Origin of the sequence: Thioalkalivibrio sp. AKL9 (genome assembly GCF_000377825.1) — a bacterium.
GTDB classification, from domain to species: domain Bacteria; phylum Pseudomonadota; class Gammaproteobacteria; order Ectothiorhodospirales; family Ectothiorhodospiraceae; genus Thioalkalivibrio; species Thioalkalivibrio versutus.
The window spans coordinates 363,423-384,366 of the sequence record NZ_KB905104.1; the positions used below are offsets into that span (position 1 = coordinate 363,423).

Sequence of the window (20,944 nt, forward strand, 5' to 3'; positions counted from 1 at the left end):
CCCTCCACACCACCCCGCCGTCCCGGACACCACGCAACACACACCTCGTCATCCCGGACACCGCCCAACCCCACCCCGTCATCCCGGACACCGCGTAGCGGTGATCCGGGATCCGCCGGCCGGCCACCGCAACACCGAAGATCCCGGCTCTGCGCTGCGCTACGGCCGGGATGACATCAAGGGGACAGGCACCCACCATCAGCTCGAACCAGCAAGCAATCATTCCGCGTGTCGTTTCGCCTCACTTCTCAACGCCTGCGCGCCAGCCAGACACAAAAAGGCCGCCCGAAGGCGGCCTTTCGTGACCGAATCAAGCCCTTCGCCCCACCTTCGAACGAGGCGACGCGGCGCTCAATCAGTACCCCGTACTGCCGTGCACGTCCGGCGGGGCCTCGCGGGTCAGCATGGCCCAGGTCATGTGCGCCATCACCTCCGGCGCCACCACGGTATGCCGGTTACCGCTGTTCTGCATCCCCTCGCGCAGCTCCTGGCGGACCTGCGGCTGCCCGGTCAGATCGAAGATCACATCCACCTGATCCCCGCGTGCCACGAGATCCGCGACCGACTCCAGCGGGATCCCCTTCGCCTCGGCCAGCCGGCGCCCCTCGGTCTCGCCCTGCTCCGAGGCCGCGCAGATCGTCATTCCGGGCAGACCGGACTCCAGCAACATCTCCAGGAAGCGGCCGCCCACCCGGCCAAGTCCCACCACTGCAATCTGAATCGACATATGCACTCCATCCTTTTCTGTTTTTGTTGTTTCCATGCATGCCCACGGTTGCCATCCGCCGGGCACGCTCCCCGACTGTAGGCCATGTGCGGCGCCCACGCACGCCAACCCGTGCACCGGGCCGCCCCGCCCGCCATCCGGCCATTTGGAGCGGCCCGCGGCACGCCCTAGAGTGCCCTGAGTTTGCCAACCAACCGGAGCCCCCCATGGAAAACGTTCACCTGCCGATCCGCGCAGACCGCCGCGAGCAGGGCAAGATCATTCAGCGCATCGAACGCCTGGAGGGAGTGGAGCTGGAATTCACCGACCTCGACGTCGGCGACTACCTGCTACCCAACGGCGTCGTGGTCGAACGCAAGTCCGCCACCGATATGGTTCTCAGTGTCGTCGACAAGAGTCTGTGGGAAAACGCCGCCAAGCTGAAGGCCAACTACCAGCAGGTCGTCTACATCGTGGAGGGGGACCTCTACGAGCCCCGTTTCCATCAGCAGGCGCTGGACATCCACCGCGCCCTGGCCCACCTGACGATCGCCCTCGGCATCAGCGTCCTGCCCAGCTCCGATGCCGACAACAGCGGCATGCTGATCTACCTGCTGGGGCTGAACGCACAGATCGAGCCGGACCCGTCCGACCGCCCGACCAAGCCCGACACCCGGCGCAAGGCCGCCGAATTCATCGTCAGCGGCCTGCCCGGCGTCGAGGCCGACCAGGCCCGCGACCTCCTGCGCGACATCGGCAGCGTGCGCGACATCATCAACGCCGACGCCGCCACCCTCGCCCAGACCGACGGCCTCGACGAAGAACGCGCCCAACGCATCGAATCCGTCGTCACCTACGGCAGCCGCACCACCTGAACACCCCCCGAGCGGCCAGCCGCACGACCCTCTGTGGGAGCCTGCTTGCAGGCGAAGCCCCCTCCAACATCGGGAGCCCTGCAATGCGGCCCGGCCACCCCGTCATCCCGGCCGCAGCGCAGCGAAGAGCCGGGATCTCCGACGGGTGTAGAGGCCCTACCGCAGGAGATCCCGGATAACCGCCACGCGGTTTCCGGGATGACGATCCTGGGGCAAAGTTGGACATCGCAGGAACCAAACCCCTGCAGGAGCGGGCTCGCCCGCGAAGCCCCGCCAAAGCCGGACCTGGACAGCGGACGATGGGCGAGGTGATGCTGCCAACCCCGGACACGGGCAACGGACGTAGGATGCCGATGAGCGCAGCGAATCGCATCAAGAGGGCGCTTATTGTCCCGTGAACGGTGCGTTTCGCGATGCTCAACGCACCCTACGACGGTCTAAGACGAGTTCCCCAGCCACCGCCGCAGGCCGCCACTGCGGCGGATCTGGTGCTGGCTGGCCGCAACCAGCGTGCCCGCGCGTGGCTCCAGCAGGCTGAACCAGCGGCTGGCGCGGGTGATGGCGGTGTAGGCCAGCTCGCGGGTCAGGATCGGGCTGTCCGCGTCCGGCAGCACCAGGGCCACATGCTCGAACTCCGACCCCTGGGCCTTGTGCACCGTCAGGGCAAATGCGGTCTCGATGGCCTCCAGGCGGTTGGGCAACACCCAGCGCACGCGACCGCCGTCCCCGGCGGCCAGGAACGCCACCCGCAGCACCGAGTCTTCGCCCTTGGTGGCATCCGAGTCCGCCTCCGGCTCACCCCGCGCCAGCCAGGCCGGGACGGCCAGGGCGATCCCGATATCGCCGTTGATCAGCCCCAGCGCGTAGTCATTGCGCGTGACGATCACCGGGCGCCCCTCGACCCATTGTCCGCCGGCCCCCGGCCCGTCCATCCGTCCCGCGTCCCCCGCGAGCAGGCCGCGCGCCTGCAAGGCCGCGGCGACGCGCCGGTTCAGCGTCTCCAGCCCCCACGGGCCGCGGCGCACCGCGCACAGGAGCTGGAACCGCCCGTGGGCCGCCAGCACGTCGCGCGCCCAGTCCTCCCAGGCCGCGCGCGGGGCCGCCGGGGCCGGCCGCGCCGCCCGCAGGCCCTCGAGATAGCCCGCATAACCCACCGCCTCGCCCTCCGGCGTGTCCGCGCGCCCGTCCACCGCGAGCGTCACCAGTGCCGGGTCCTCGGGCCCAGCGAGTACCTTTTGCCGGACGGCATCGTCCCCGTCCGGCCCATTCAATGCCTCGCCCGTGTTCACCGCCGCGGCCAACCGCCCGATCCCGCTGTCCGCGCCGAAGCGATGACTCTCCCGCAGCATCACGATGTGCTGGTCCAGCGCCTGACCGGCCGCATCCTGCATGGCCGCCGGTACGGCCATCCCGGTCACGGCCTCCAGCCAGTGCGCGGTCGACGGCGTGTAGTGCCCGCCCCCGGCGCGATGGCACAGCTCGCCCAGCACCGCGCCGGCCTCCACCGAGGCGAGCTGATCGCGATCCCCCAGCAGGATCAGGCGCGCCGTGCGTGGCACGGCCTCGACCAGGCTCGCCATCAGCTCCAGGTCGATCATAGAGGCCTCGTCCACCACCAGCACATCCACCGCCAGCGGGTTGCGCGCCCCGTGGCGGAAGTGCCGGGTATCCGGGCGCGCCCCGAGCAGGCGATGCACCGTCACCACCTCGGCCGGCAGGTTCCGGCGCAGCGCATCGCCATCGGGCAGCTGGTCCAGCCCCAGGCGATCCAGCGCCCCGCTGACCGAGGCATTCAGGCGCGCCGCCGCCTTGCCGGTCGGCGCCGCCAGGCGGATGCGCAGCGGGTCGTCCGGACCCTGCAACCCCTGCAACAACGCGAGCAGTCGCAGCACGGTGGTGGTCTTGCCGGTCCCCGGCCCGCCGGTAATCACACTGAAGCCGGAACCGGCCGCCAGGGCACAGGCCAGGCGTTGCCAGTCCGGATCGGTGGCAGCCTCCGCCGGCGGTCCGAACAGATGGTCCAGCCAGTCCCGCGACGCCTGCTCGTCCAGCGCACCTTGCCAGGCCTCGCGGTCAGCCAGGCGCGCGCGGATGGCCTGGCCGATGCGGCGCTCGCTCTCCCAGTAGCGGCGCAGATAGACCTGCCCCCCGGTGTACACCAGCGGCGTTCCACCCAATTCGCCCGGTCCGGCCAGGCCACTGTCCTGCAGGGCCGCCGCAACCTGCGCAACGGATACCCCCTGCAGTACCGACGAGGGTCGCGGCGGCGGCTTTGATCCCGGCTCGCCCTCCGGCGGCAGGGCCAGCGTGGCGTCGGGGGCCTGCAGCAATGCGTCCAGTTCCAGGCACACATGGCCGCGCCCGACCTGATGGCTGGCCAGCGCCGCCAGCAGCAGGGCCAGCGGCGACGCCGCCGGGGCCTGCTCGTGCAGGAAGCGCACCAGCGCCCGGTCCACGCTGCGCAGCCAGCCGGCCTCCTCCCACTCGCGCAATAGCTCGAGCACGGCCTCCGCCGAGGCCAAGGTGCCCGTTGTCATCACCGCGCTCATGCCGTCGCCTCCCGGTTCGGGCCGGCCGCCATGCGGTGATCCAGCCATTCAATCAGCGCGCGCGGCGGACAGTGGTGGAACACCCCGTGCCCCGGCGCATCCACGCCACGCAGGAACAGGTACACCCCGCCGCCCATGTGCTGGTCATAGTCGTAGCCCGGCAGGCGCGCGGCCAGCTGGCGATGCAGTGCCAGGGTGTAGAGCACCAGCTGCAGGTCGTAGCGGTGTTCCAGCACCGCCGCCTGCAGGCGTTCCGGGGTGTAGGACTGCGCCGAAGTCCCCAGCCAGTTGGACTTGTAGTCCGCCACGTAATAGCGCCCGCCGCGCTCGAAGACCAGATCGACGAATCCCTTCAGCATCCCATTCAGGGTCACGTTCCCCAGCGGCGGGCGCGGTTGTCCGGGCAGGATCTGCGCGCGGACCGCCTGATCCAGCTCGCCCGCCTGCAGGTTGCGCGTCGGATACAGGAACTCCAGCTCCGGCTGATAGGTGGTCAGGCCGCCCAGACTGAAATGTTCGCCGTCCTCCAGCGGGAAGGCGACCGCAAGCAACTGCTGCATCCAGTCCGCGACCGTCTCCGACCACTCGCCCCAGCCCCGCCGCTCGCAGCGTGTCGCGATCTCCTGCGCCATCCGTTCGGGATCTGCCGCCTGCGCAGCGAGCCCCTGCTCCGCCGCCCACTCCAGCAGCCCGTGGAGGAAGGTGCCGGGCCCGGGCCCGCGCGGGAAGGCATGCAGCCCACTGGCCGCGCGCGACTCGGGCTCCGGCGCCTCCAGCGGCGGCCGACTCGCATCCGCCACCCCCTCGCGCAGCACGTCCTCGCGCGCCGAGTCGGGGGCCACCGGCGCGACCCCCTCGTCATGCGCGGCAATCGCACTGTAGCTGGCCACCCACCAGCGCTCGAAGCGGCGCGTCGGCGGCACCCGGGCCGGCCCCGTCGCGGTCGTGGCACTGCCCATCTGCGCGGCCACCGCGCGCGCCTCCGGCAGGGGGCCCACATGAATCGCCGATGCGTCGCCGGCTGCATCCCGCAGCGCGGCCTCCAACCCGCCGTCCTGCACCCCCGCGGGTCCGGCCAGCAGGTATCCGGCCGCCGTGCGGTCGAAGTGATTGGTCTTGCTTTTTCCGGAGACGATCGGCGCAATCCCCAGCCAGCAGGCATGCCGCGCACGGGTCATGCCGACATACAACAGGCGCAGGTCCTCGGCCAGGCGCTCGCGCTCGGCGCGCTCGAACACCTCGCCGTCCATGCGGAATACCCAGCGCGCCCCACCCTGCGGCGGATGGTCGCGGTAGGGCACATCCTTGGCCGTATCCGTCTGGCGGAAATTGCAGACAAACGGCAGGAACACCAGCGGATACTCCAGCCCCTTGGACTTGTGCAGCGTAACCACCTTGACCAGGTCCTCGTCGCTCTCCAGACGCAGGACCTGCTCCTCCCCGGTCTCGCCTTCGCCGCCGCGATGTTCCGTCAGGTGCCGGATCAGCGCCTGCTCGCCATCCAGCTCGGCGGCCGCCTGCTGCAGCAGCTCGCTCAGATGCAACAGATTGGTCAGGGCACGCTCGCCTTCGGCCGTGGCCCGCAGCCGGCGCGGGACCTCGAAGTCGTGCAGCAGGCGGCGCAGCATCGGCAACACCCCGCGCGACTGCCACAACCGCCGATAGTCGCGGAACTGCTCGACGCGGACCTCCCACGCCAGCTCGTCCAGCGTCAGCCGATGCAGTTCGGCCAGCGACTGCCCCAGCGTCGCGGTCGCCAGCGCCGCGCGCAGCAGCCGTTCACTGGTCGGCTCGGCGCAGGCGCGCAACCAGCGCAGCAGATCTCCCGCCTCGGCGGTCGCATACACCGACTCGCGATCGGACAGGTACACACTGCGCACACCCCGCCGGCGCAGCTCGGCACGGATCGCATCCGCCTCGCCACGCCCGCGCACCAGCACCGCCATGTCGCGCGGCCGTACCCCGGTCAATTCCTCACCTTTGCGGAAGCCACAGCGACCGGCCATCCCGCCGTTGAGCAGTTCCACCATGTAGCTGGCGCAGGCCTGCGCCATGCGCTCGCGATAGGCGCCCTTGGGCACCGGCGCGCCCGGATCAAAGCACCACAGCGTGACGGCCGGCATCGCCTGTCCATCGTTCTCGAAGGCCTCCGAGCGGCCGTTCGCGTCCACCGGCAGAAACGGCAAGGGGTTCTCCGTTCCCGAGCGGAACAGGAAGGCCCCGTCCTGCCAGCCCTCGGCATGCTGGAACAGCCGGTTCACGCCCTGCACCAGGGCATCGGTCGACCGGAAGTTTCGTTCCAGCGTGTAATGCCGCCCGGCGGTGGCCGCGCGCGCGGCGAGATAGGTATGGATATCCGCTCCGCGAAAGCGATAGATCGACTGCTTGGGGTCGCCGATCAGCAGCACGCCCAGATCGCGCGGGTTCTCGTCGATGCGGTAGACGCGGTGGAAGATCCGATACTGCACCGGATCGGTATCCTGGAACTCGTCGACCAGCGCCACCGGGAATTGGGCGCGCAGGGTCGCTGCCAGGTGTTCGCCACCGGGTCCGTCCAGGGCGTCACGCAGCCGGGTCAGCAGGTCGTTGAAACCCATCTGCGCGCGTTGACGCTGTGCCTGACGGAACCGCGCGTCCACCTGCCGCGCGGCCGCCTGCAACAGGCGCTCGCGGTCGTCCACACAGACCTCGGCATGATCGTCCAGCGCCGCGAAGGCCGGATGCAGATCGTCCGGCAGCGCCTGCCCCGCCTTCAGCCGCGCCTGCATCCCGGCCGCACTGAAGCGCTCCAGCGGCGAGTCGCCCGAGACCCCGCCTGGCCGCAGTGCGCCGGGGTCCGCCGCCCAGTCGCGCATCGCCCCCAGCAGCTTCTCCGGGTTGCTGTACTTCTGCTTGTTCAGCACCGAGTTGCGCAGCGTCTCGAACTGCTCGGCCACCGCCGCAAAGTCCTCGCGCCAGGGCCGCTTCATGGCCTCCAGCCGCGCCAGCCGATCGCCCAATGCAGCTGCCAAGCCTTCCGGCGTCTCCAGCTCCACATCCGCCGTGTGGGCCGGGAGATGCCCGACCAGCGGCCGGATCTTCTGCAGCAGCGTGTCGGGATCAGCACCGAAGGCGTTGCGCAGCAGCGCGAGTGGCGCCGCCGGTTGCGGATAGACAAAACGGCGCCAGTAGTCGCGCGCCGCGTCCGCCAGCAACTCCTGCTGGTCGCTCGCCAGGTCCTGGGTGAACAGGCTCCCGCTGTCGAAGGCATGCTCGCGCAGCATGCGATAGCACCAGCCATGAATGGTGGAGACCGCGGCCTCGTCCATCCACTCCGCCGCCAGCTCCAGCCGGCGCGCCGCACCCGGGCGTTCCGCCTCGGCGTATTCGCCGCGCAACTGCAGGTGGATGTCCTGCACACCCGGCACCGCATCCGGGTCCTCCGCGCGGAACACGCGCGCGGCAATCGCCAGCGCGTCGCGGATACGCTCGCGCAGTTCCTGGGTCGCCGCGTCGGTAAAGGTCATCACCAGGATCTGCGGCGGCGTCAGGGCATCAGTGCCCTCCGGCAACTCGCCGTGCCCCAGCACCAGGCGCAGATACAGCGCGGCGATGGTGTAGGTCTTGCCGGTGCCGGCACTCGCCTCGATCAGGCGGCTGCCGTGCAGGGGCAGCCCCAGCAGATCCAGCTTGTGGGCGGTCGCGCTCATGCGGGGTCCTCCGCCTGATTCACCACGAAAAACACCGGCCGGTAGATCCGGTCGCGCCAGAAGTCAAAGTCCGGATCGTCCAGCAGGGTCTCGGGGTCGGGCCAGGCACGCGCCAGCGCCGGGCTGCGCGACCATTCGCCGGCGGCGAAGTCATTCCCGGCCAGGGTCTTCAGCGCCTCGTCATACGGATCCTTCGATCCCTCCTCCGCCGCGAGCCAGGCAAAGGCGGCGGCGCAGGCCAGCGGCAGCGGCCGCTCCTGGCCGGCCGCCCAGGCCTCCAGCAGCGTCCCCAGCAACTCCTCGGCCAGCCCCGGTTCCAGCCCCGGGAGCTCCAGGCGCTTGTCCAGTCCAACCAGTTCGGAGTCCACGCCGCCCGTCCCGGCGTTGGCCAGCAGATGCATCACCCAGGGCGCCATCAGCTTGTCGAAGCGCCACTTCTTGCCATCACCAATGCGGCTCGCGGTGTAGTCGAGGCATACCCGCGCCTGCCCGTCGCTGCGCAGGGCGGGTGGCACGGCCTCCAGACCCCAGTGCTCGTGTTCCAGACGCAGGGGCCGTGCGGCCGGCAACGACTCGGGGTACAGCGCATAGCGCTCGCCGATCCGCTCCAGTAGCCGCGCGGCCTCCTCCACCATCGCGCCGCGCTCCAGCTCGCCTGCCGCACCCAGCGGCAGCCGGCCCGCGCGCTGCAGCCGGGCCGACTCCGCCTCCAGGATGCTCGGCCAGGCCTCCGCGTCGTCGGTGGTCTCGAGTGCCGCCGCGACCAGTTGCTGACGCACCTGCCACTGCTCCAGCCCGGCCAGGCCAAAGGGTTCCAGGTCGTCGCCGGCCTCTTCCTCCTCGTCGAAGAACACCCCCAGACGATGGCGGAAGAACGCCTCCACCGGGAAGCGCAGAAAGCGCGTTAGTGCCTCCGGCCCCAGGGCGCGCGGCTCGCGCTCGGCCTCCAGCAACGGCACCGCCGCGGGGGCGCCACCAGCGGCATCCGCCGCAGCGCCCGGCGCCGGATCGTGCACCGCCTCCCACTCCCGCGCGTAGGTAAAGTGCCGAGCGTCGGCGGCGTCTGTTGCCGGGAAATTCACCGGGGAGAACGGCTGCAGCGGGTGCCAGGTGGTCAGGTGGTCCACCAGGGCCGGGCCGGACTCCGGCCCGTCGGACCCGGCCAGCCCCCAGCCCGCCGCCAGGTGATCACGCAGCTGGCCCACCAGCACCGACGGCGGGCGCGGCTCGTTGTCACGCACATGCCGCCCTACCCAGCTCACATGCAGCTGGCGCCGAGCGGAGAGCAGCGCCTCCAGGAACAGGTAGCGATCGTCCTCGCGCCGCGAGCGATCGCCCGGGCGGTAGTCGTTCGCCATCAGGTCGAAGTCCACCGGGGTCGGGCTGCGCGGATAGTCGCCGTCGTTCATCCCCAGCAGACAGACCACCTGAAACGGGATCGCCCGCATCGGCATCAGGGTGCAGAAGTTCACCTGCCCGGCCAGGAAACGCTGGCCCACCCCGGAATCGTCCTGGCTCGCCAGCCACTGCTCGCGCACCACCGCCAGCGGCAGCGCCTCTTCCAGTCCGGCCGCCGCGCAGTCGTCGCGCCATTGATCCAGGGCCTCGCCCAGCTGCTCCAGGGTGAACAGCTCGGCATCGGTCTCGGCCGCGAAGAACTGCTCCAGCAGCCCGCCCAGATGCACGGCCCAGTCTGCCGGCGCATGCGCCTGGCGCAGCCACGCCCAGGCATCCTCCAGGGCGGTGATCAGGGCGTCCATCGGCCCCAGCAGCGCGGCACTCAGCCCGCCGATCTCGTCGTAGGACTCCAGGCCCTGCCACGGACCCTGGTCGCCCAGCGCATAGCCCAGCAGCATCCGCCGCAGGCCGAAGCGCCAGGTGTTCTGCTCCAGCCCCTCGGGCAGGCCTAACCCGGCGCGCTGAGCGGCATCCAGCCCCCAGCGCACGCCCGCCCCCTCGGCCCAGCGGTGCAGCTGGCCCAGGTCCTCTTCCGCGATCCCGAAGCGCCGGCGCACCGCCGGCACGTCCAGCAGGTCCAGCAGCTCGCTGACGCCCATCCGGCTCTCCGGCAGTGACAACAACTGCTCCAGCGCGATCAGGACCGGATCGCGGCCGCGCGGACCCTGGTCCGACAGCGTGTACGGGATAACCCGGGGATCATCGGTCTCCGGCTGGCCGAACACCGCCTCGATGTGCGGGGCGTACTGATCGATGTCCGGAACCATTACGATCACATCGCGCGGGCGCAGCGACGAATCGCGCTCGAAGTGATCCAGCAGGCGGTCGTGCAGCAGCTCCACCTCGCGCAGCGGGCTGTGCGCCACGTGGAACTGGACGGAACGGTCCTCCGCCGGGACCGCGGGCCAGGTCTCCCGGGTCTCGGCGAGTGGGCGCAGCTCGCGGATGTCCTCCTGCAGCTGGTGCAGCAGGCAGTCCTCCGGCCCACGCGTGCCGTGCGGCTCGAAGACGTCCACGCGCTCCCAGTCCAGCGTGCGCAACACCCGGCCGTAGTGTTCGGGGTCGTCGTGTTCGTCCAGCAGCCCGATGTAGTCGCGTCCCTGCTTGCCCCAGGCCGCCAGCAGCGGGTGGGCGTGGTTGTGCAGCTCCGCCTCGTCGAGGGCCTCGGGCATGCCCGCCTTGCGCGCCTGGCGCCGGCGCGTGGCGCGCAGCAGGTCCTTGTCGGCCACGATGTCGGCCCAGTAGTACTCGCAGGGGTTGTGCACGCAGACCAGTACCTGGCAGAAGCGCGCCAGGCCCTCCAGCGCCTCCAGGATCTGCCCCGGAAGCGAAGAGATGCCGAACACGATGATCCGCCGGGGCAGGCGCGCCGGGCGCTGCTCCAGCGCGCGCACCGCCTCCATGTACCGGGCATGCACGGCCGAGCGGCTGACCGCCTCGCGGGCCACACCGATATCCGCCTGCAGCAAGCGCCACAGCTCGGCCTGCCAGCGCTGCCCGGGCGCCAGCTCGCGCTCCTGCCCGCGGGCGTCGCGCAGGATGTCGCGTCCGGCCGCCCAGTCGGTCAGCCAGTCAGCGCGGTACACCTGGTATTGATCGAACAGGTCCGCCAGGCGCTCGGCCAGCTGGAAACGCTTGCGCAGGTCGCCCCCCTGCCCCGGATCGTCGTCCTGCAGGAACTGGTGCAGCGGCGCGAAGGCCTCCTGCGCCAGGCACTCCGGCAGCAGGCGCATCAGCCGCCAGGTGAGCGGCCGCTTGGCGTACGGGGATTCCAGCGGAACGGCCTCGGCCCCCAGGACCGCACGATAGGCGGACCACACGAAGCGGGACGGCAACTGCATGTCCAGCGCCGCCGCGATCCCACAGCCCGGCGGGTCGGCATCCGGCGGCGCGGCCAGGGCATGCCGCAGCCACTGCGCCATGCCGTTGCTCTGCACCAGGATGGTCTCGTTCTCCAGCGGACCGAGCGGCGCACGGCGCATCCACTCCACCGCCAGCGTGCGCAGCGACTCCAGGTGATTGCCATGCAGCACCACCATCCCTGGCTGCAACTCGCGCGACTCCACCAACCCGGCTCCTTGATCCGTTCGGGAAATGCCACGCATGGCCTCAAGGCCCGCGTGGTCCAGATGCGCCTACCCTACCATCCCCAGGCGACGATCCACGTCGCGCCCGACACACAATCCGGCATGGCCCACCGCCGACCCGCCGCGCGCATCGGACCCAGCCCCCGGGTATGCTGTGCCCGCCATTTTTGTCGGAGACTGTTCGTGACCGAGTTGCAAGCCGGCCTGGGCCTTCTGGTCTTCATTGCGATCGCGTGGCTGCTGAGCGAGCACCGGCGGTCATTCCCCTGGCGGCCGGTACTGGCCGGCCTGGCCCTGCAATTCGGGATTGCCGCGCTGTTGCTGAACGTGCCGTGCATGCAGCACCTGTTCCTGTGGGCCAACGAGGCGGTGATCGCCCTGACCGACGCGACGCAGGCCGGGACCACCTTCGTCTTCGGCTACATCGGCGGGGACGAACCCCCATTTGCGACCGAAGGCCACGGCAGCACCTTCGTGCTCGCCTTTCAGGCCCTGCCGCTGATCCTGGTCCTGAGCGCACTCTCGGCGCTGCTGTTTCACTGGCGCATCCTGCCGCTACTGATCCGCGGCGCGTCCAGGGTATTGCAGCGGGCCTTCGGGATCGGCGGCGCCCTGGGCGTGGGCACCGCGTCCAACGTGTTCCTCGGCATGGTCGAATCCCCGCTGGTGATCCGCCCCTATCTGCGGGAGATGACCCGCAGCGAGCTGTTCGCACTGATGGCCGTCGGCATGGCCACCCTGGCCGGCACCATGCTCGTGCTCTACGCCACCATCATCAACACGGCGCTGGACGATGCTCTGGGCCACCTGATCGTCGCCTCCCTGATCAGCCTGCCGGCCGCACTGCTGGTTGCCACGGTGATGATCCCGCCCACCGCACCCTCGACCGCGGGCGAGTTGCTGCCCGAACCGGAACCCGCCAGCAGTTCGATGGATGCGATCACCCGCGGCACCCTGCGCGGGCTGGAACTGCTCCTGCAGATCGTCGCGCTGCTGATCGTGGTGATTGCGCTGGTCGCGCTGGTCAACGTGATGCTCGGCGCGTTACCGGAGGTGGCCGGGGCGGCCCTCAGCCTGGAGCGCATGCTGGGGTGGGTCTTCGCGCCGCTGGCCTGGCTGATGGGCATCCCCTGGAACGAGGCGGTCACCGCCGGCTCCCTGCTCGGGGTAAAGACCATCCTCAACGAAATGGTGGCCTTCCTGCATCTGGCCGAACTGCCGCGCGACGCCCTGTCCGCGCGCAGCGAGCTGATCCTGATCTACGCCCTCAGCGGGTTCGCCAACCTCGGCAGTCTCGGCATCCTGATCGGGGGGCTGGGCGCCCTGGTCCCGGAGCGACGCAGCGAGATCGTTGCCCTCGGCATCCGCGCCATCGTGGCCGGCACCCTGGCCACGCTGATGACCGGCGCCGTGGTCGGCATCCTGCACCTGCCCGGGGTCTAGTAGCCCGACGCGAGGCCCGCAACGGGCTCGCCAGACGGGCCGCTGCAACATCCTCCGGATGCCGCGGTGAACCGCCTAAGGTGAAGGCGTGCCCGGAGCGCTGGTCAGCAAGGCCTCGAACTCGAGCGCCGGCACCGGGCGGCTGGCGTAGAACCCCTGATAGTGGTCACAGCCCAGCTCGCGCAGAACCGCGAGCTGCTCGGCGGTCTCCACGCCTTCCGCCAGCACGGTCAGCCCAAGGCCATGGCCCAGGCCAACGATGGAGCGGGCAATGGAGCGATCGTCCGCGCTGCCGGCCGCATCGTCCTCGGCCAGGCCGTCGACGAAGCTCTTGTCGATCTTGAGCGTATCCACCGGGAAACGCTTGAGCTGCGCCATGGAGGAGTACCCGGTGCCGAAGTCATCGATCGCAAAGTGCACCCCGCGCTCGCGCAAGCGCATCAGGATGCGCCGGGCCCGGCTCGGGTCCGCCATCAACGCGGACTCGGTGATCTCCAGCTCCAGTTGATCCGCCGGGAACTCGAAGTCCTCCAGCAACTGGCCCACCTGCTGGTCGATCGGCACCCGCTGGAACTGCAGCGCCGAGACGTTCACCGCCAGGCGGATCGGCGGATAGCCCGCCGCGCGCCAGCGATGGCCCTGCTCGATCACCCGGCGCAGCACCCAGCCCCCCAGCTCCACGATCAGGCCGGTCTGCTCGGCCAGCGGGATAAAGCGCCCCGGCGAGATCGGACCCAGCTCGGGATCGGTCCAGCGCAACAGCGCCTCCGCCCCCAGCAGTCGCCCGTCCTCGACGTTGTACTGCGGCTGGTAGTGGACCTCCAGCACATCCGCCTCGATGGCGCGGCGCAGGCGCGCCGACAGGTCAATGCGCTCGCGTGCCGCACGGGTGAACTCGTCGGAGTAATACCGATAGCTCCCGCGCCCGTCCATCTTGGCCTGCGACAGCGCGGTACTCGCCTGCTGCAGCAGGGTGTCGGCATCCACCCCATGGTCGGGGAAGACCGCGATGCCAACCGTCGCGGCAATCTCCATCTCCACGCCGTTGCCGAGATCACAGGGGTAGCCCACCTCGCGGATGATGTTCTCCGCCACCAGCGCGGCGTCGTCCACATGCCCCAGGTTCTCCACCAGCACCGCGAACTCGTCGCTCGCCAGGCGGGCAACGGTATCGGTTCCGCGCCGCCCCACCTGCAGGCGCTCACCGACGATCTTCAGCAAGCGGTCCCCCGCGGCGTGGCCCTGGCTGTCGTTGATGTCCTTGAAGCGGTCGATATCCACGAACAGCAGCGCCAGATGCCCCTGGCGGCGACGCATCAACGAGATGCCGTGCGTCAGGCGTGCGCGCAGCAAGCGGCGATTCGGCAGCTCGGTCAGCGGATCGTGATGCGCGAGGAAGTCGAGCTCCGCCTCCGACGCCTTGATCCGCGAGATATCCGCGAACACCGACACGTAATGTGTAAGGTGGCCCTGCTCGTTGCGCACCGCGGTAATGCTCTGCAACTCCGGGAAGATCTCGCCGTTCTTGCGCCGGTTCCAGATCTCGCCCTGCCAGTGACCGTTCACCTGCAGCTCGCGATACAGGTTGGTGTAAAACGCCTGATCGTGGCGCCCGGACTGGAACATCTTCGGCGTGTGCCCCACCACCTCGTCCTGGGTGTATCCCATCAACTGGGTAAAGGCCCGGTTCACCGACAGGATATGGGCGCTAGCATCCGTAATCACCACCCCTTCTCGGGTGTTTTCGAACACCACCGAGGCCAGGCGCTGCCGCTCTTCCTGTTCGCGCTGTTCGGTGATGTCCCCGACCGTCGCCACCACCCGGTCCAGCTCGCCCTGCGGCGTGCGGCTGCACTTCACGTCGATATCCGCGACCATCACGCGCCCGTCACGGCGCAGCAGGCGCTTCACCACGCTATAGCCCGGACGGTCGCCGCGGCGCATCTCGGCATCCAGCACCGCCTCGCAGCCACGATCCTCGGGTATGGCCAGGCGGTCCCAGTCCATCGCCGCCAGCTCGTCCGGCGCATAACCCAGCATGTCGGCCAGGCACGCATTCACGCGTTCCCAGCCCTGACCCCGCGGCCCGGAAATCGCCATCCCGACAAACGGCATATCGAAAAAGATCCCGAGCAGCCGATGTTGATCGGCGTGAGCCCGGACCAAGACCAGGTTGCGCCGCAACCACTGCTGACGCCACAGCAACGCCCCCGCCCCGAGCACGACCAGCCAGACGAACAGCGTGGCCCCGGCCGCCCACGCCGCCTGCTGCCGTGGCAGCGCCTGAAGCGCGTCGAGATCGCGCTTCAGCACCAGGTCCCAGCCCGCGGGTTCCAGCCCCTGTATACCGGCAAGGAACGGACTGTCCGCATCCTCAAAGCGCTCGATCACAACCTCGGCACGGGGATGATCCAGGACCCGTTCGCGTAGCCGGGGGAAGGCCGCAGGCGCCGGGATAATCAGGCCCCCGGACTCGGTGATCCGGGCAATCATGGCGCGTTGGTCACCCTCGCGCACCACGATATGCGCCTGGGCATCCATGCCGTTACGGTTCGCGGTCAGGGTCAGCAACGGATGCAGGTTCTCGAGCGTCGATGACAGCAGCAACAGTCCCACCACCGGATGCTGCGGTGCCGCCCGGTCGCGCACCGGCACCGCCCAACTGATCCGCGGGCGCCGGTCCGGGTCCGCGTGCAGGATCGGCTCACTGGTCTCGCCACTGCGCCGCACCTCGCGCAGCACCGCGTCCATCGCGGCCTCGTCGAGGGCACTGCGGCCCAGTTCGATCACCGGCTGACGATCCGCATCCAGCAGGGCCACGCTGTCGTAATCATAAGCCGTGCGCATCAGCTCCAGGCGATCGAGCACCTGCTCCAGCGCCAGCGTCGAACGCCGCTCGAGGGCCGTTACCGCGAACAGGTTGAAGCCCCGCGCCTCGCCCAGAACCATCGCGTCGCCGGTACGCTCCGCCAGCCATTGGTCGATCACGCCGCCCTTCAAAAAAGCCGCGCGTTGCAGATCCTCACGCGCCTGCGACTCGGCGGCGGCCCCCTGCAAATGCCACGCGCCCAGCCCTACGCCTGCGGTGGAGGCGATCACCGCCACGGCCAGCACCAGCCAGGGCCAGGAGCCGAAACGCGCCAGCTCCTCGCGCGCACCCGTACCCGGCGCCTCGTCGCGCCAGGCCGGCAACCAGCGCATCGCAAGATAAAGCAGCGCCCCGGAGACCAGCACGAACCCAAAGCCCTTGCCCAGGTGCACCCGTGTCAGGGCAGTCGTGATGTCCGCCCCCGCCCACCAGGCCAGCGCCACATCGGACAGGGCAATCCACAACAGCCCCAGCACGACATAGGCACCCGCGATCCACCCGGCCGCGAAGCGCCGCGACACCTGACGCCGGGTCGTCATCGGCGGTGCCCGCACGCGCTCGACGCGGACGCAAAAAAGCGCCGCGCCCCGTTTCCGGCTGGCGCGGCGCCCCATCGGGCCGAATCGCTGCTAGTCGCGTCGTTTCTCGTCAATGCCAACGGCATCTGCATCGGGGGACACCCCGTCTCCATTCAAGCGTTCATTGCACATTCCAGGGGAACCGGCGGGCCGTCATCCCTCGACCCCAACAACAAGGGAACCGCCGAAGCGGGCCCCATTGCACCGGGCACGTCAGATCCAATCCAGCCTGACGCCCGGCCTGCGGTACAGGACTGTACCGGATTGCGTTACTCGGCGATGGCCCGCTCGATAATCGCCTCGATCTCCTCGGAAGACTTCTCCATCACCTCGGCCACGCCTTCCGGCATCATCGGCAGGAAGTCCGGGACATTCATCCGCGAGATGAACACATCCCCCTGGCTGTCCTGATAAACGCTCACCCGGCAGGGCATGAAGGCGGAAACCGGGCGATACGCATCCTCTTCCAGGATCTGGGCGCTGTAGCGCCCGCTGCACACGTCCAGGATCACCACCGGATCAATGGTGAAACCGCGCTCGGATAGCGTCCCGGCCATGTTGTTGCGGTTCAGGATGCTCCAGCCGGCCTCGGACGCCTCGCGCTCGAACGCGGCCAGGGTTTCCGGGAACGAATGCGGGCTCTGCGTCACCTTGACCATCTCCGGCTGCTGGTCGCCATGGTTATCGGCCTGCGCCGCACCGACAAACGCCAGCGCCAGCAGCATCGCCACCAGTGCGAGGAACCGCGGGCCGTGGCGCATGGTCATCACTTTAGAATGCATCATGGTTTCTCCTTTCCCGGGAAGCGGGAATGCTCGTGATCGGCTGCCTCTTCGGTACGTTGGAGGCAGAAACGGTTATACAGGATAGCGCCCAACGAGCCCGGCTATCTTGATGCAGGTCAACCGAACACGAATCAGACCCGTTCTACACGGGTACAACCGACGTCACCAACATCGCAACCAGGAGATCGACATGGAAGCCACACTGAAGGACGGAACGGTCACCCTGAAGATCGACAAGAAGACCGCGAAGGGCATCGCCGAAAACATCACCGAGCTCGATGGCGAGATCAGCAACGGCGCGCGGGCACTGGGCTCCGTGCTGCAAGACGGCATCTACGAGCTGGAAAACGAATTCCGCCAGCCGCCGCATGCCTTCGACGAGCAGGCCCCCAAGCAGCCCTCCATCGAGGACTGAGCTCGCCGCCGCAAAGGCATCATCGACTCACCACAAGACACTAAGGAGCAGCACATGCACCTGGAAAAAGCGGAAAACGGGGAACTCGTCATCACCATGCCCCAGGCGGAAGCCGCCGACGCCCTGGCCACGCTCAAGAAGCGCGCCGACGACCTCGACGAATGCGAGGAGCTAACCGAAGCCCTGGAAAACGCCGGCATCCAGCTACCGGAGCAACCGGACCACATCCGCCACGAATACATGCCCCCCGCCGACCACTAAACCAAGCGCCGCCCCACAACCCCGTGGGGCGGTCTTTCGCCGGAGCCCCCCTCTCTGGCAACCGCATAGTTGCATCGCCCCAACGAATAAGGCCCTTGTGGGATCAGACCCTGTGGGAGCGGCCTTGGCCGCGAAGCCCCCGCCCGCGCCAGACAACACCCCCATACCCGTGATTCCCTATGGGGCCCGCCAGCAAACAATCACCCCAGCAAGCGTCACGAGCCCGCGCATTGCCGATTACGCGCAGCAATGCTCGCCCGCCAAGGCCCCAACCATCCCCACCTACCACCCAAAGACGGCCGGCTTCGCACTGAGGACCCGCCCGCGGTCCGCATTCCGGGCATCACCGCAGGTATCGCGCGCGCACCCTCCCTCGGTGCCCGTCCGCCCGCCTCAAAGTGCGCGCGCGGAGCCTGCGCGCCCGGCGAGGAAATAGAAGAACGGGCCGCCGAATCACACCCTCCGATCACCAGCCAGAGAGCCTCGCTCTTCACCAGCCCCAGAAAGAGAAAGAGCCACCCCAGCATCCTTGCCCGGGCGGCTCTTTCGGGAACGTCCGTGTCCCCGCGACAGAAACTAGCACATAAAGTAGAGGATTCCAGCCCCACAGCAGAAAAACCCGCCAACGGTCGATATCGGCCGGTCAGCGGTAGATTCTCATCATCTCAGCGTCCCACACCCGACTGACCCTACCAGTTTCTCCGATCAGCATCCCGGAATCGCAGACGCCAAGCCCCCGCCCCGAAGCACACGCAACCCTGGCCGGAGACCAGCACCACCCTACCCCATCATCCCGGCCGCAACGCCCCCACCCCGTCATCCCGGCGCCAGCGCCACCCCACCCCGTCATCCCGGCCGTAGCGCAGCGAAGAGCCGGGATCTCCCACGGATGGAGCCCCACAGCCACTTTGCTATCCCTGGACGGTCGAGATCCCGGATAACGGCTTCGCCGTTTCCGGGATGACCGGGAAGGTCGATCCTGCGGGCGACGGAGCAATCCCTCTCCGTTGAATTCCCTTGTCATCGTCCCGGCCGCAACACCCCTGTCCCGTCATCCCGGCCGCAGCCCCCACACTCTGTCATCCCGGCCGCAGCCCCCACACTCTGTCATCCCGGCCGCAGCCCCCACACTCTGTCATCCCGGCCGTAGCGAAGCGAAGAGCCGGGATCTCCCACGTCGGACCAACACCAAACGCCGGTGCCACCATCTACACCTGAGATCCAGGACAACCGGTACAACTGAAACCCAGAACGCATCACCATCTCTCAAATGACCGTAATTGACCCATATGATGAATGCGCACATTCTATGCGCATCGCATATGAACAGACCGGGAGCCACCATGAACCTCATGCCCTACAACACCGACGCCCCGCGCAAGGCCACCAACCTCACCGTCAATTCCGACCTTCTGGCTCAGGCGCGTGAACTGGGCATCAACCTCTCGGCCCTTTTCGAGCAGCAGTTAGTCCAGGCCGTGCGAGAAGCACGCCGCGATGCCTGGATCGCCGAGAACCGCCAAGCCCTGGCCGAATACAACCAGCGTGTTGCCGAGCGTGGCAGCTTCGGTGACCGCACTCGCCGCTTCTGATGGCCCAGCTCTCGGTCCACCGCAACCCATCCGCCGATACCGCATCCTGGGTACCGTACCTGCTGGTACTCCAGAACGACCTGCTCGCGGAGATCAGCACCGTGGTCGTGGCCCCGCTGATACACGCGGAGTCATTTGGCCTCCCCGCCCACATCCTCAACCCCGCCTTCACTATCGAAGGTCACCGGGTGGTATTGTCCACCGCCGAGCTTGCCGGGGTCTCCCGGACCACGTTAGGCGAAGAAGTCCTCTCCCTCGGCGGCGAACGAGACACCATCATGGCCGCCTGCGACTTCCTGTTTACGGGCATCTGATCGAGGCCCACGCGCCGCCCATCGCGTTCTGTGCCCGCCTCTTCAAGGTGACAATCCACCTGTGTCCGTTTCCTTCCCACGAGAGGCCCGCACGTCTCCGCATCCCTGTATTCGCTCAGAGCCGATCCTGCAAAAGCAGCCGGAACCAGAACCTCATGGCCTCGATATTGACCAAACCTTCCGTCACCCCGGCCGCAGCGAAGCGAAGAGCCGGGACCTCCCACGTCGGACCAACACCAAACGCCGGTGCCACCACCCACGCCAGAGATCCCGGATAACCGCCACGCGGTTTCCGGTATGACGAAGGATGGAGATATGGCTTTTCGACGGTTCGAGAAGCCGAAGAGAGGGACGTGATGCGGCTGCTAGACAGCAAAGGACGCAGCGCCCGGTTTGAGGGGCCCGGCCAACGCCGGATCGGCCAGAGGGCTGGCCTCCTGTAAAACCGGTGGCCCAAACCTTCAGGAGGTCAGGCCCGATCCTCCAGATGCAGTCGGAGCCGACGCCCCGTGGCCTCCGCATACCGGCAAAGGGTCTTCCAGGTAGGGGCCGACCGGCCACCCTCCAGCCGCGCCACCACCGACTGCGTTGTCCCCATGCGTCGGGCGACTTCTGCCTGGCTGAGGCCCGCCCTGGCGCGCGCGTCGAGCAGCGCCTCGATGAACTCGAACTCCGGCCCCAGCTGCTCATACTCGCGGCGTACCTCCGAGTCTTCCAGCAGCTCGGCTCTCAGTTCCTCATGGGTCTTCATCACAGATACTCCTCCCACCGCTTCCTGGCCGTATCAATCGCCCGACGCGGGGTCTTCTGGCTTTTCTTCACGAAGGCATGCAGAACAACCACCTCGCGTGAAGCTGCGCAGACATAAAGGGCTCGAGCAATCCCGTCACGCCCCTTCAGCCGCAACTCCCAGATCTTGCCCTCCACCTGCCGCGCATGGGGCATACCTAACACCCCCGGGCCGTGTCCCTGAATCACATCCACCAGCCGCAGATAACGAGCCTGAAGATCCGGCGGCAGCGCCCTGATCTCCTTCTAGGTGTGGAGTCTCACGAGGTTGTCCTCGGGTAGGCCGAGGATGCTGATGGGTGGTTGTTGGTTCAGGCTACCGTGTGGACGGTGCCAGTTGTAGTCATGGATCCATCGGGGAAGATGGTTTTTGCGTTCCTTTGACGTGGCGTAGGTGAAGGCATAGGCCCACTCGCGCAAGGCGGTCTGGATGAAGCGCTCGGCCTTGCCGTTGGTTCGGGGCGTGTAGGGCCGGGTGCGACGGTGGCGGATCCCCAGTCGTCGGCAGGCCTGACTGAACGCCCGGGCGTGATA

The 20,944-nt window shown here is 68.5% G+C and carries 15 protein-coding genes; 6 read left to right on the plus strand and 9 right to left on the minus strand.

The window, feature by feature from the left end; all coding sequences use genetic code 11:
• Nucleotides 1-355 precede the first annotated feature (355 nt).
• Nucleotides 356-727 carry a hypothetical protein gene (locus D573_RS0103830; protein ID WP_018937781.1) on the minus strand — a complete coding sequence of 124 codons (372 nt, stop codon included), beginning with the start codon at nucleotides 725-727 and terminating at the stop codon, nucleotides 356-358.
• A gap of 206 nt (nucleotides 728-933) precedes the next feature.
• Between D573_RS0103830 and D573_RS0103835 the strand changes: the two genes are divergently transcribed.
• On the plus strand, nucleotides 934-1,581 hold the full coding sequence (locus tag D573_RS0103835) for an ERCC4 domain-containing protein (protein ID WP_018937782.1): 648 nt from the start codon (nucleotides 934-936) through the stop codon (nucleotides 1,579-1,581).
• A 437-nt stretch (nucleotides 1,582-2,018) separates the two neighbouring features.
• Here D573_RS0103835 and recD read toward each other — a convergent pair whose 3' ends face one another.
• From recD to recC, 3 genes are read right to left on the minus strand one after another with little or no spacing between them, the layout of a single operon-like run.
• Nucleotides 2,019-4,130, minus strand: a complete 2,112-nt coding sequence (gene recD / locus D573_RS0103840; RefSeq protein WP_018937783.1) for an exodeoxyribonuclease V subunit alpha — start codon at nucleotides 4,128-4,130, stop codon at nucleotides 2,019-2,021.
• A complete protein-coding gene (gene recB / locus D573_RS0103845; protein ID WP_018937784.1) occupies nucleotides 4,127-7,819 on the minus strand; it encodes an exodeoxyribonuclease V subunit beta in 3,693 nt (1,230 codons plus the stop codon). The genes recD and recB overlap by 4 nt, the downstream gene beginning before the upstream one ends.
• A complete protein-coding gene (gene recC / locus D573_RS0103850; protein WP_038039638.1) occupies nucleotides 7,816-11,316 on the minus strand; it encodes an exodeoxyribonuclease V subunit gamma in 3,501 nt (1,166 codons plus the stop codon). Before recC ends, recB begins: the two co-directional genes overlap by 4 nt.
• A 231-nt stretch (nucleotides 11,317-11,547) precedes the next feature.
• Here recC and D573_RS0103855 point away from each other — a divergent pair, with 231 nt between their 5' ends.
• Nucleotides 11,548-12,807, plus strand: a complete 1,260-nt coding sequence (locus D573_RS0103855; protein WP_018937786.1) for a NupC/NupG family nucleoside CNT transporter — start codon at nucleotides 11,548-11,550, stop codon at nucleotides 12,805-12,807.
• Between the two features lie 75 nt (nucleotides 12,808-12,882).
• Here D573_RS0103855 and D573_RS0103860 read toward each other — a convergent pair whose 3' ends face one another.
• Nucleotides 12,883-16,215, minus strand: coding sequence for a bifunctional diguanylate cyclase/phosphodiesterase (locus tag D573_RS0103860; RefSeq protein ID WP_018937787.1), 3,333 nt, complete (start codon nucleotides 16,213-16,215; stop codon nucleotides 12,883-12,885).
• A 308-nt stretch (nucleotides 16,216-16,523) separates the two neighbouring features.
• Nucleotides 16,524-17,021, minus strand: coding sequence for a DUF302 domain-containing protein (locus D573_RS0103865; protein WP_018169562.1), 498 nt, complete (start codon nucleotides 17,019-17,021; stop codon nucleotides 16,524-16,526).
• 208 nt (nucleotides 17,022-17,229) lie between these two features.
• Between D573_RS0103865 and D573_RS0103870 the strand changes: the two genes are divergently transcribed.
• From D573_RS0103870 to D573_RS0103885, 4 genes are all read left to right on the plus strand, one after another.
• On the plus strand, nucleotides 17,230-17,454 hold the full coding sequence (locus D573_RS0103870; RefSeq protein ID WP_018937788.1) for a hypothetical protein: 225 nt from the start codon (nucleotides 17,230-17,232) through the stop codon (nucleotides 17,452-17,454).
• 54 nt (nucleotides 17,455-17,508) lie between these two features.
• The gene (locus D573_RS0103875; RefSeq protein WP_018937789.1) at nucleotides 17,509-17,715 is read left to right on the plus strand and encodes a hypothetical protein; all 207 of its coding nucleotides are present in this window, start codon (nucleotides 17,509-17,511) and stop codon (nucleotides 17,713-17,715) included.
• A gap of 1,343 nt (nucleotides 17,716-19,058) precedes the next feature.
• Nucleotides 19,059-19,307: a type II toxin-antitoxin system CcdA family antitoxin gene (locus D573_RS0103880; protein ID WP_018937790.1), complete on the plus strand. Its 249-nt coding sequence runs from the start codon at nucleotides 19,059-19,061 to the stop codon at nucleotides 19,305-19,307.
• Nucleotides 19,307-19,621, plus strand: a complete 315-nt coding sequence (locus tag D573_RS0103885; RefSeq protein WP_018937791.1) for a CcdB family protein — start codon at nucleotides 19,307-19,309, stop codon at nucleotides 19,619-19,621. Before D573_RS0103880 ends, D573_RS0103885 begins: the two co-directional genes overlap by 1 nt.
• 469 nt (nucleotides 19,622-20,090) lie before the next feature.
• On the opposite strand, the gene D573_RS0103895 is transcribed toward D573_RS0103885, so the two are convergent.
• From D573_RS0103895 to D573_RS14095, 3 genes are all read right to left on the minus strand, one after another.
• Nucleotides 20,091-20,372, minus strand: coding sequence for a helix-turn-helix domain-containing protein (locus D573_RS0103895; protein ID WP_018937793.1), 282 nt, complete (start codon nucleotides 20,370-20,372; stop codon nucleotides 20,091-20,093).
• Complete coding sequence (locus D573_RS0103900; protein WP_081618729.1) at nucleotides 20,372-20,650, minus strand: type II toxin-antitoxin system RelE/ParE family toxin; 279 nt, start codon at nucleotides 20,648-20,650, stop codon at nucleotides 20,372-20,374. Before D573_RS0103900 ends, D573_RS0103895 begins: the two co-directional genes overlap by 1 nt.
• A gap of 6 nt (nucleotides 20,651-20,656) precedes the next feature.
• Nucleotides 20,657-20,944: integrase core domain-containing protein (locus tag D573_RS14095; protein WP_018939171.1), on the minus strand; the 288-nt coding region annotated here is incomplete at its 5' end.

Coding starts and splice junctions, on each gene's coding strand:
- D573_RS0103860 (WP_018937787.1), bottom strand. CDS start 16,215: ATGACGACCCGGCGTCAGGTGTCGCGGCGCTTCGCGGCCGGGTGGATC.
- D573_RS0103895 (WP_018937793.1), bottom strand. CDS start 20,372: ATGAAGACCCATGAGGAACTGAGAGCCGAGCTGCTGGAAGACTCGGAG.
- D573_RS0103835 (WP_018937782.1), top strand. CDS start 934: ATGGAAAACGTTCACCTGCCGATCCGCGCAGACCGCCGCGAGCAGGGC.
- recB (WP_018937784.1), bottom strand. CDS start 7,819: ATGAGCGCGACCGCCCACAAGCTGGATCTGCTGGGGCTGCCCCTGCAC.
- D573_RS0103830 (WP_018937781.1), bottom strand. CDS start 727: ATGTCGATTCAGATTGCAGTGGTGGGACTTGGCCGGGTGGGCGGCCGC.
- D573_RS0103865 (WP_018169562.1), bottom strand. CDS start 17,021: ATGACCATGCGCCACGGCCCGCGGTTCCTCGCACTGGTGGCGATGCTG.
- D573_RS0103885 (WP_018937791.1), top strand. CDS start 19,307: ATGGCCCAGCTCTCGGTCCACCGCAACCCATCCGCCGATACCGCATCC.
- recD (WP_018937783.1), bottom strand. CDS start 4,130: ATGAGCGCGGTGATGACAACGGGCACCTTGGCCTCGGCGGAGGCCGTG.
- D573_RS0103870 (WP_018937788.1), top strand. CDS start 17,230: ATGGAAGCCACACTGAAGGACGGAACGGTCACCCTGAAGATCGACAAG.
- D573_RS0103875 (WP_018937789.1), top strand. CDS start 17,509: ATGCACCTGGAAAAAGCGGAAAACGGGGAACTCGTCATCACCATGCCC.
- recC (WP_038039638.1), bottom strand. CDS start 11,316: ATGGTGGTGCTGCATGGCAATCACCTGGAGTCGCTGCGCACGCTGGCG.
- D573_RS0103880 (WP_018937790.1), top strand. CDS start 19,059: ATGAACCTCATGCCCTACAACACCGACGCCCCGCGCAAGGCCACCAAC.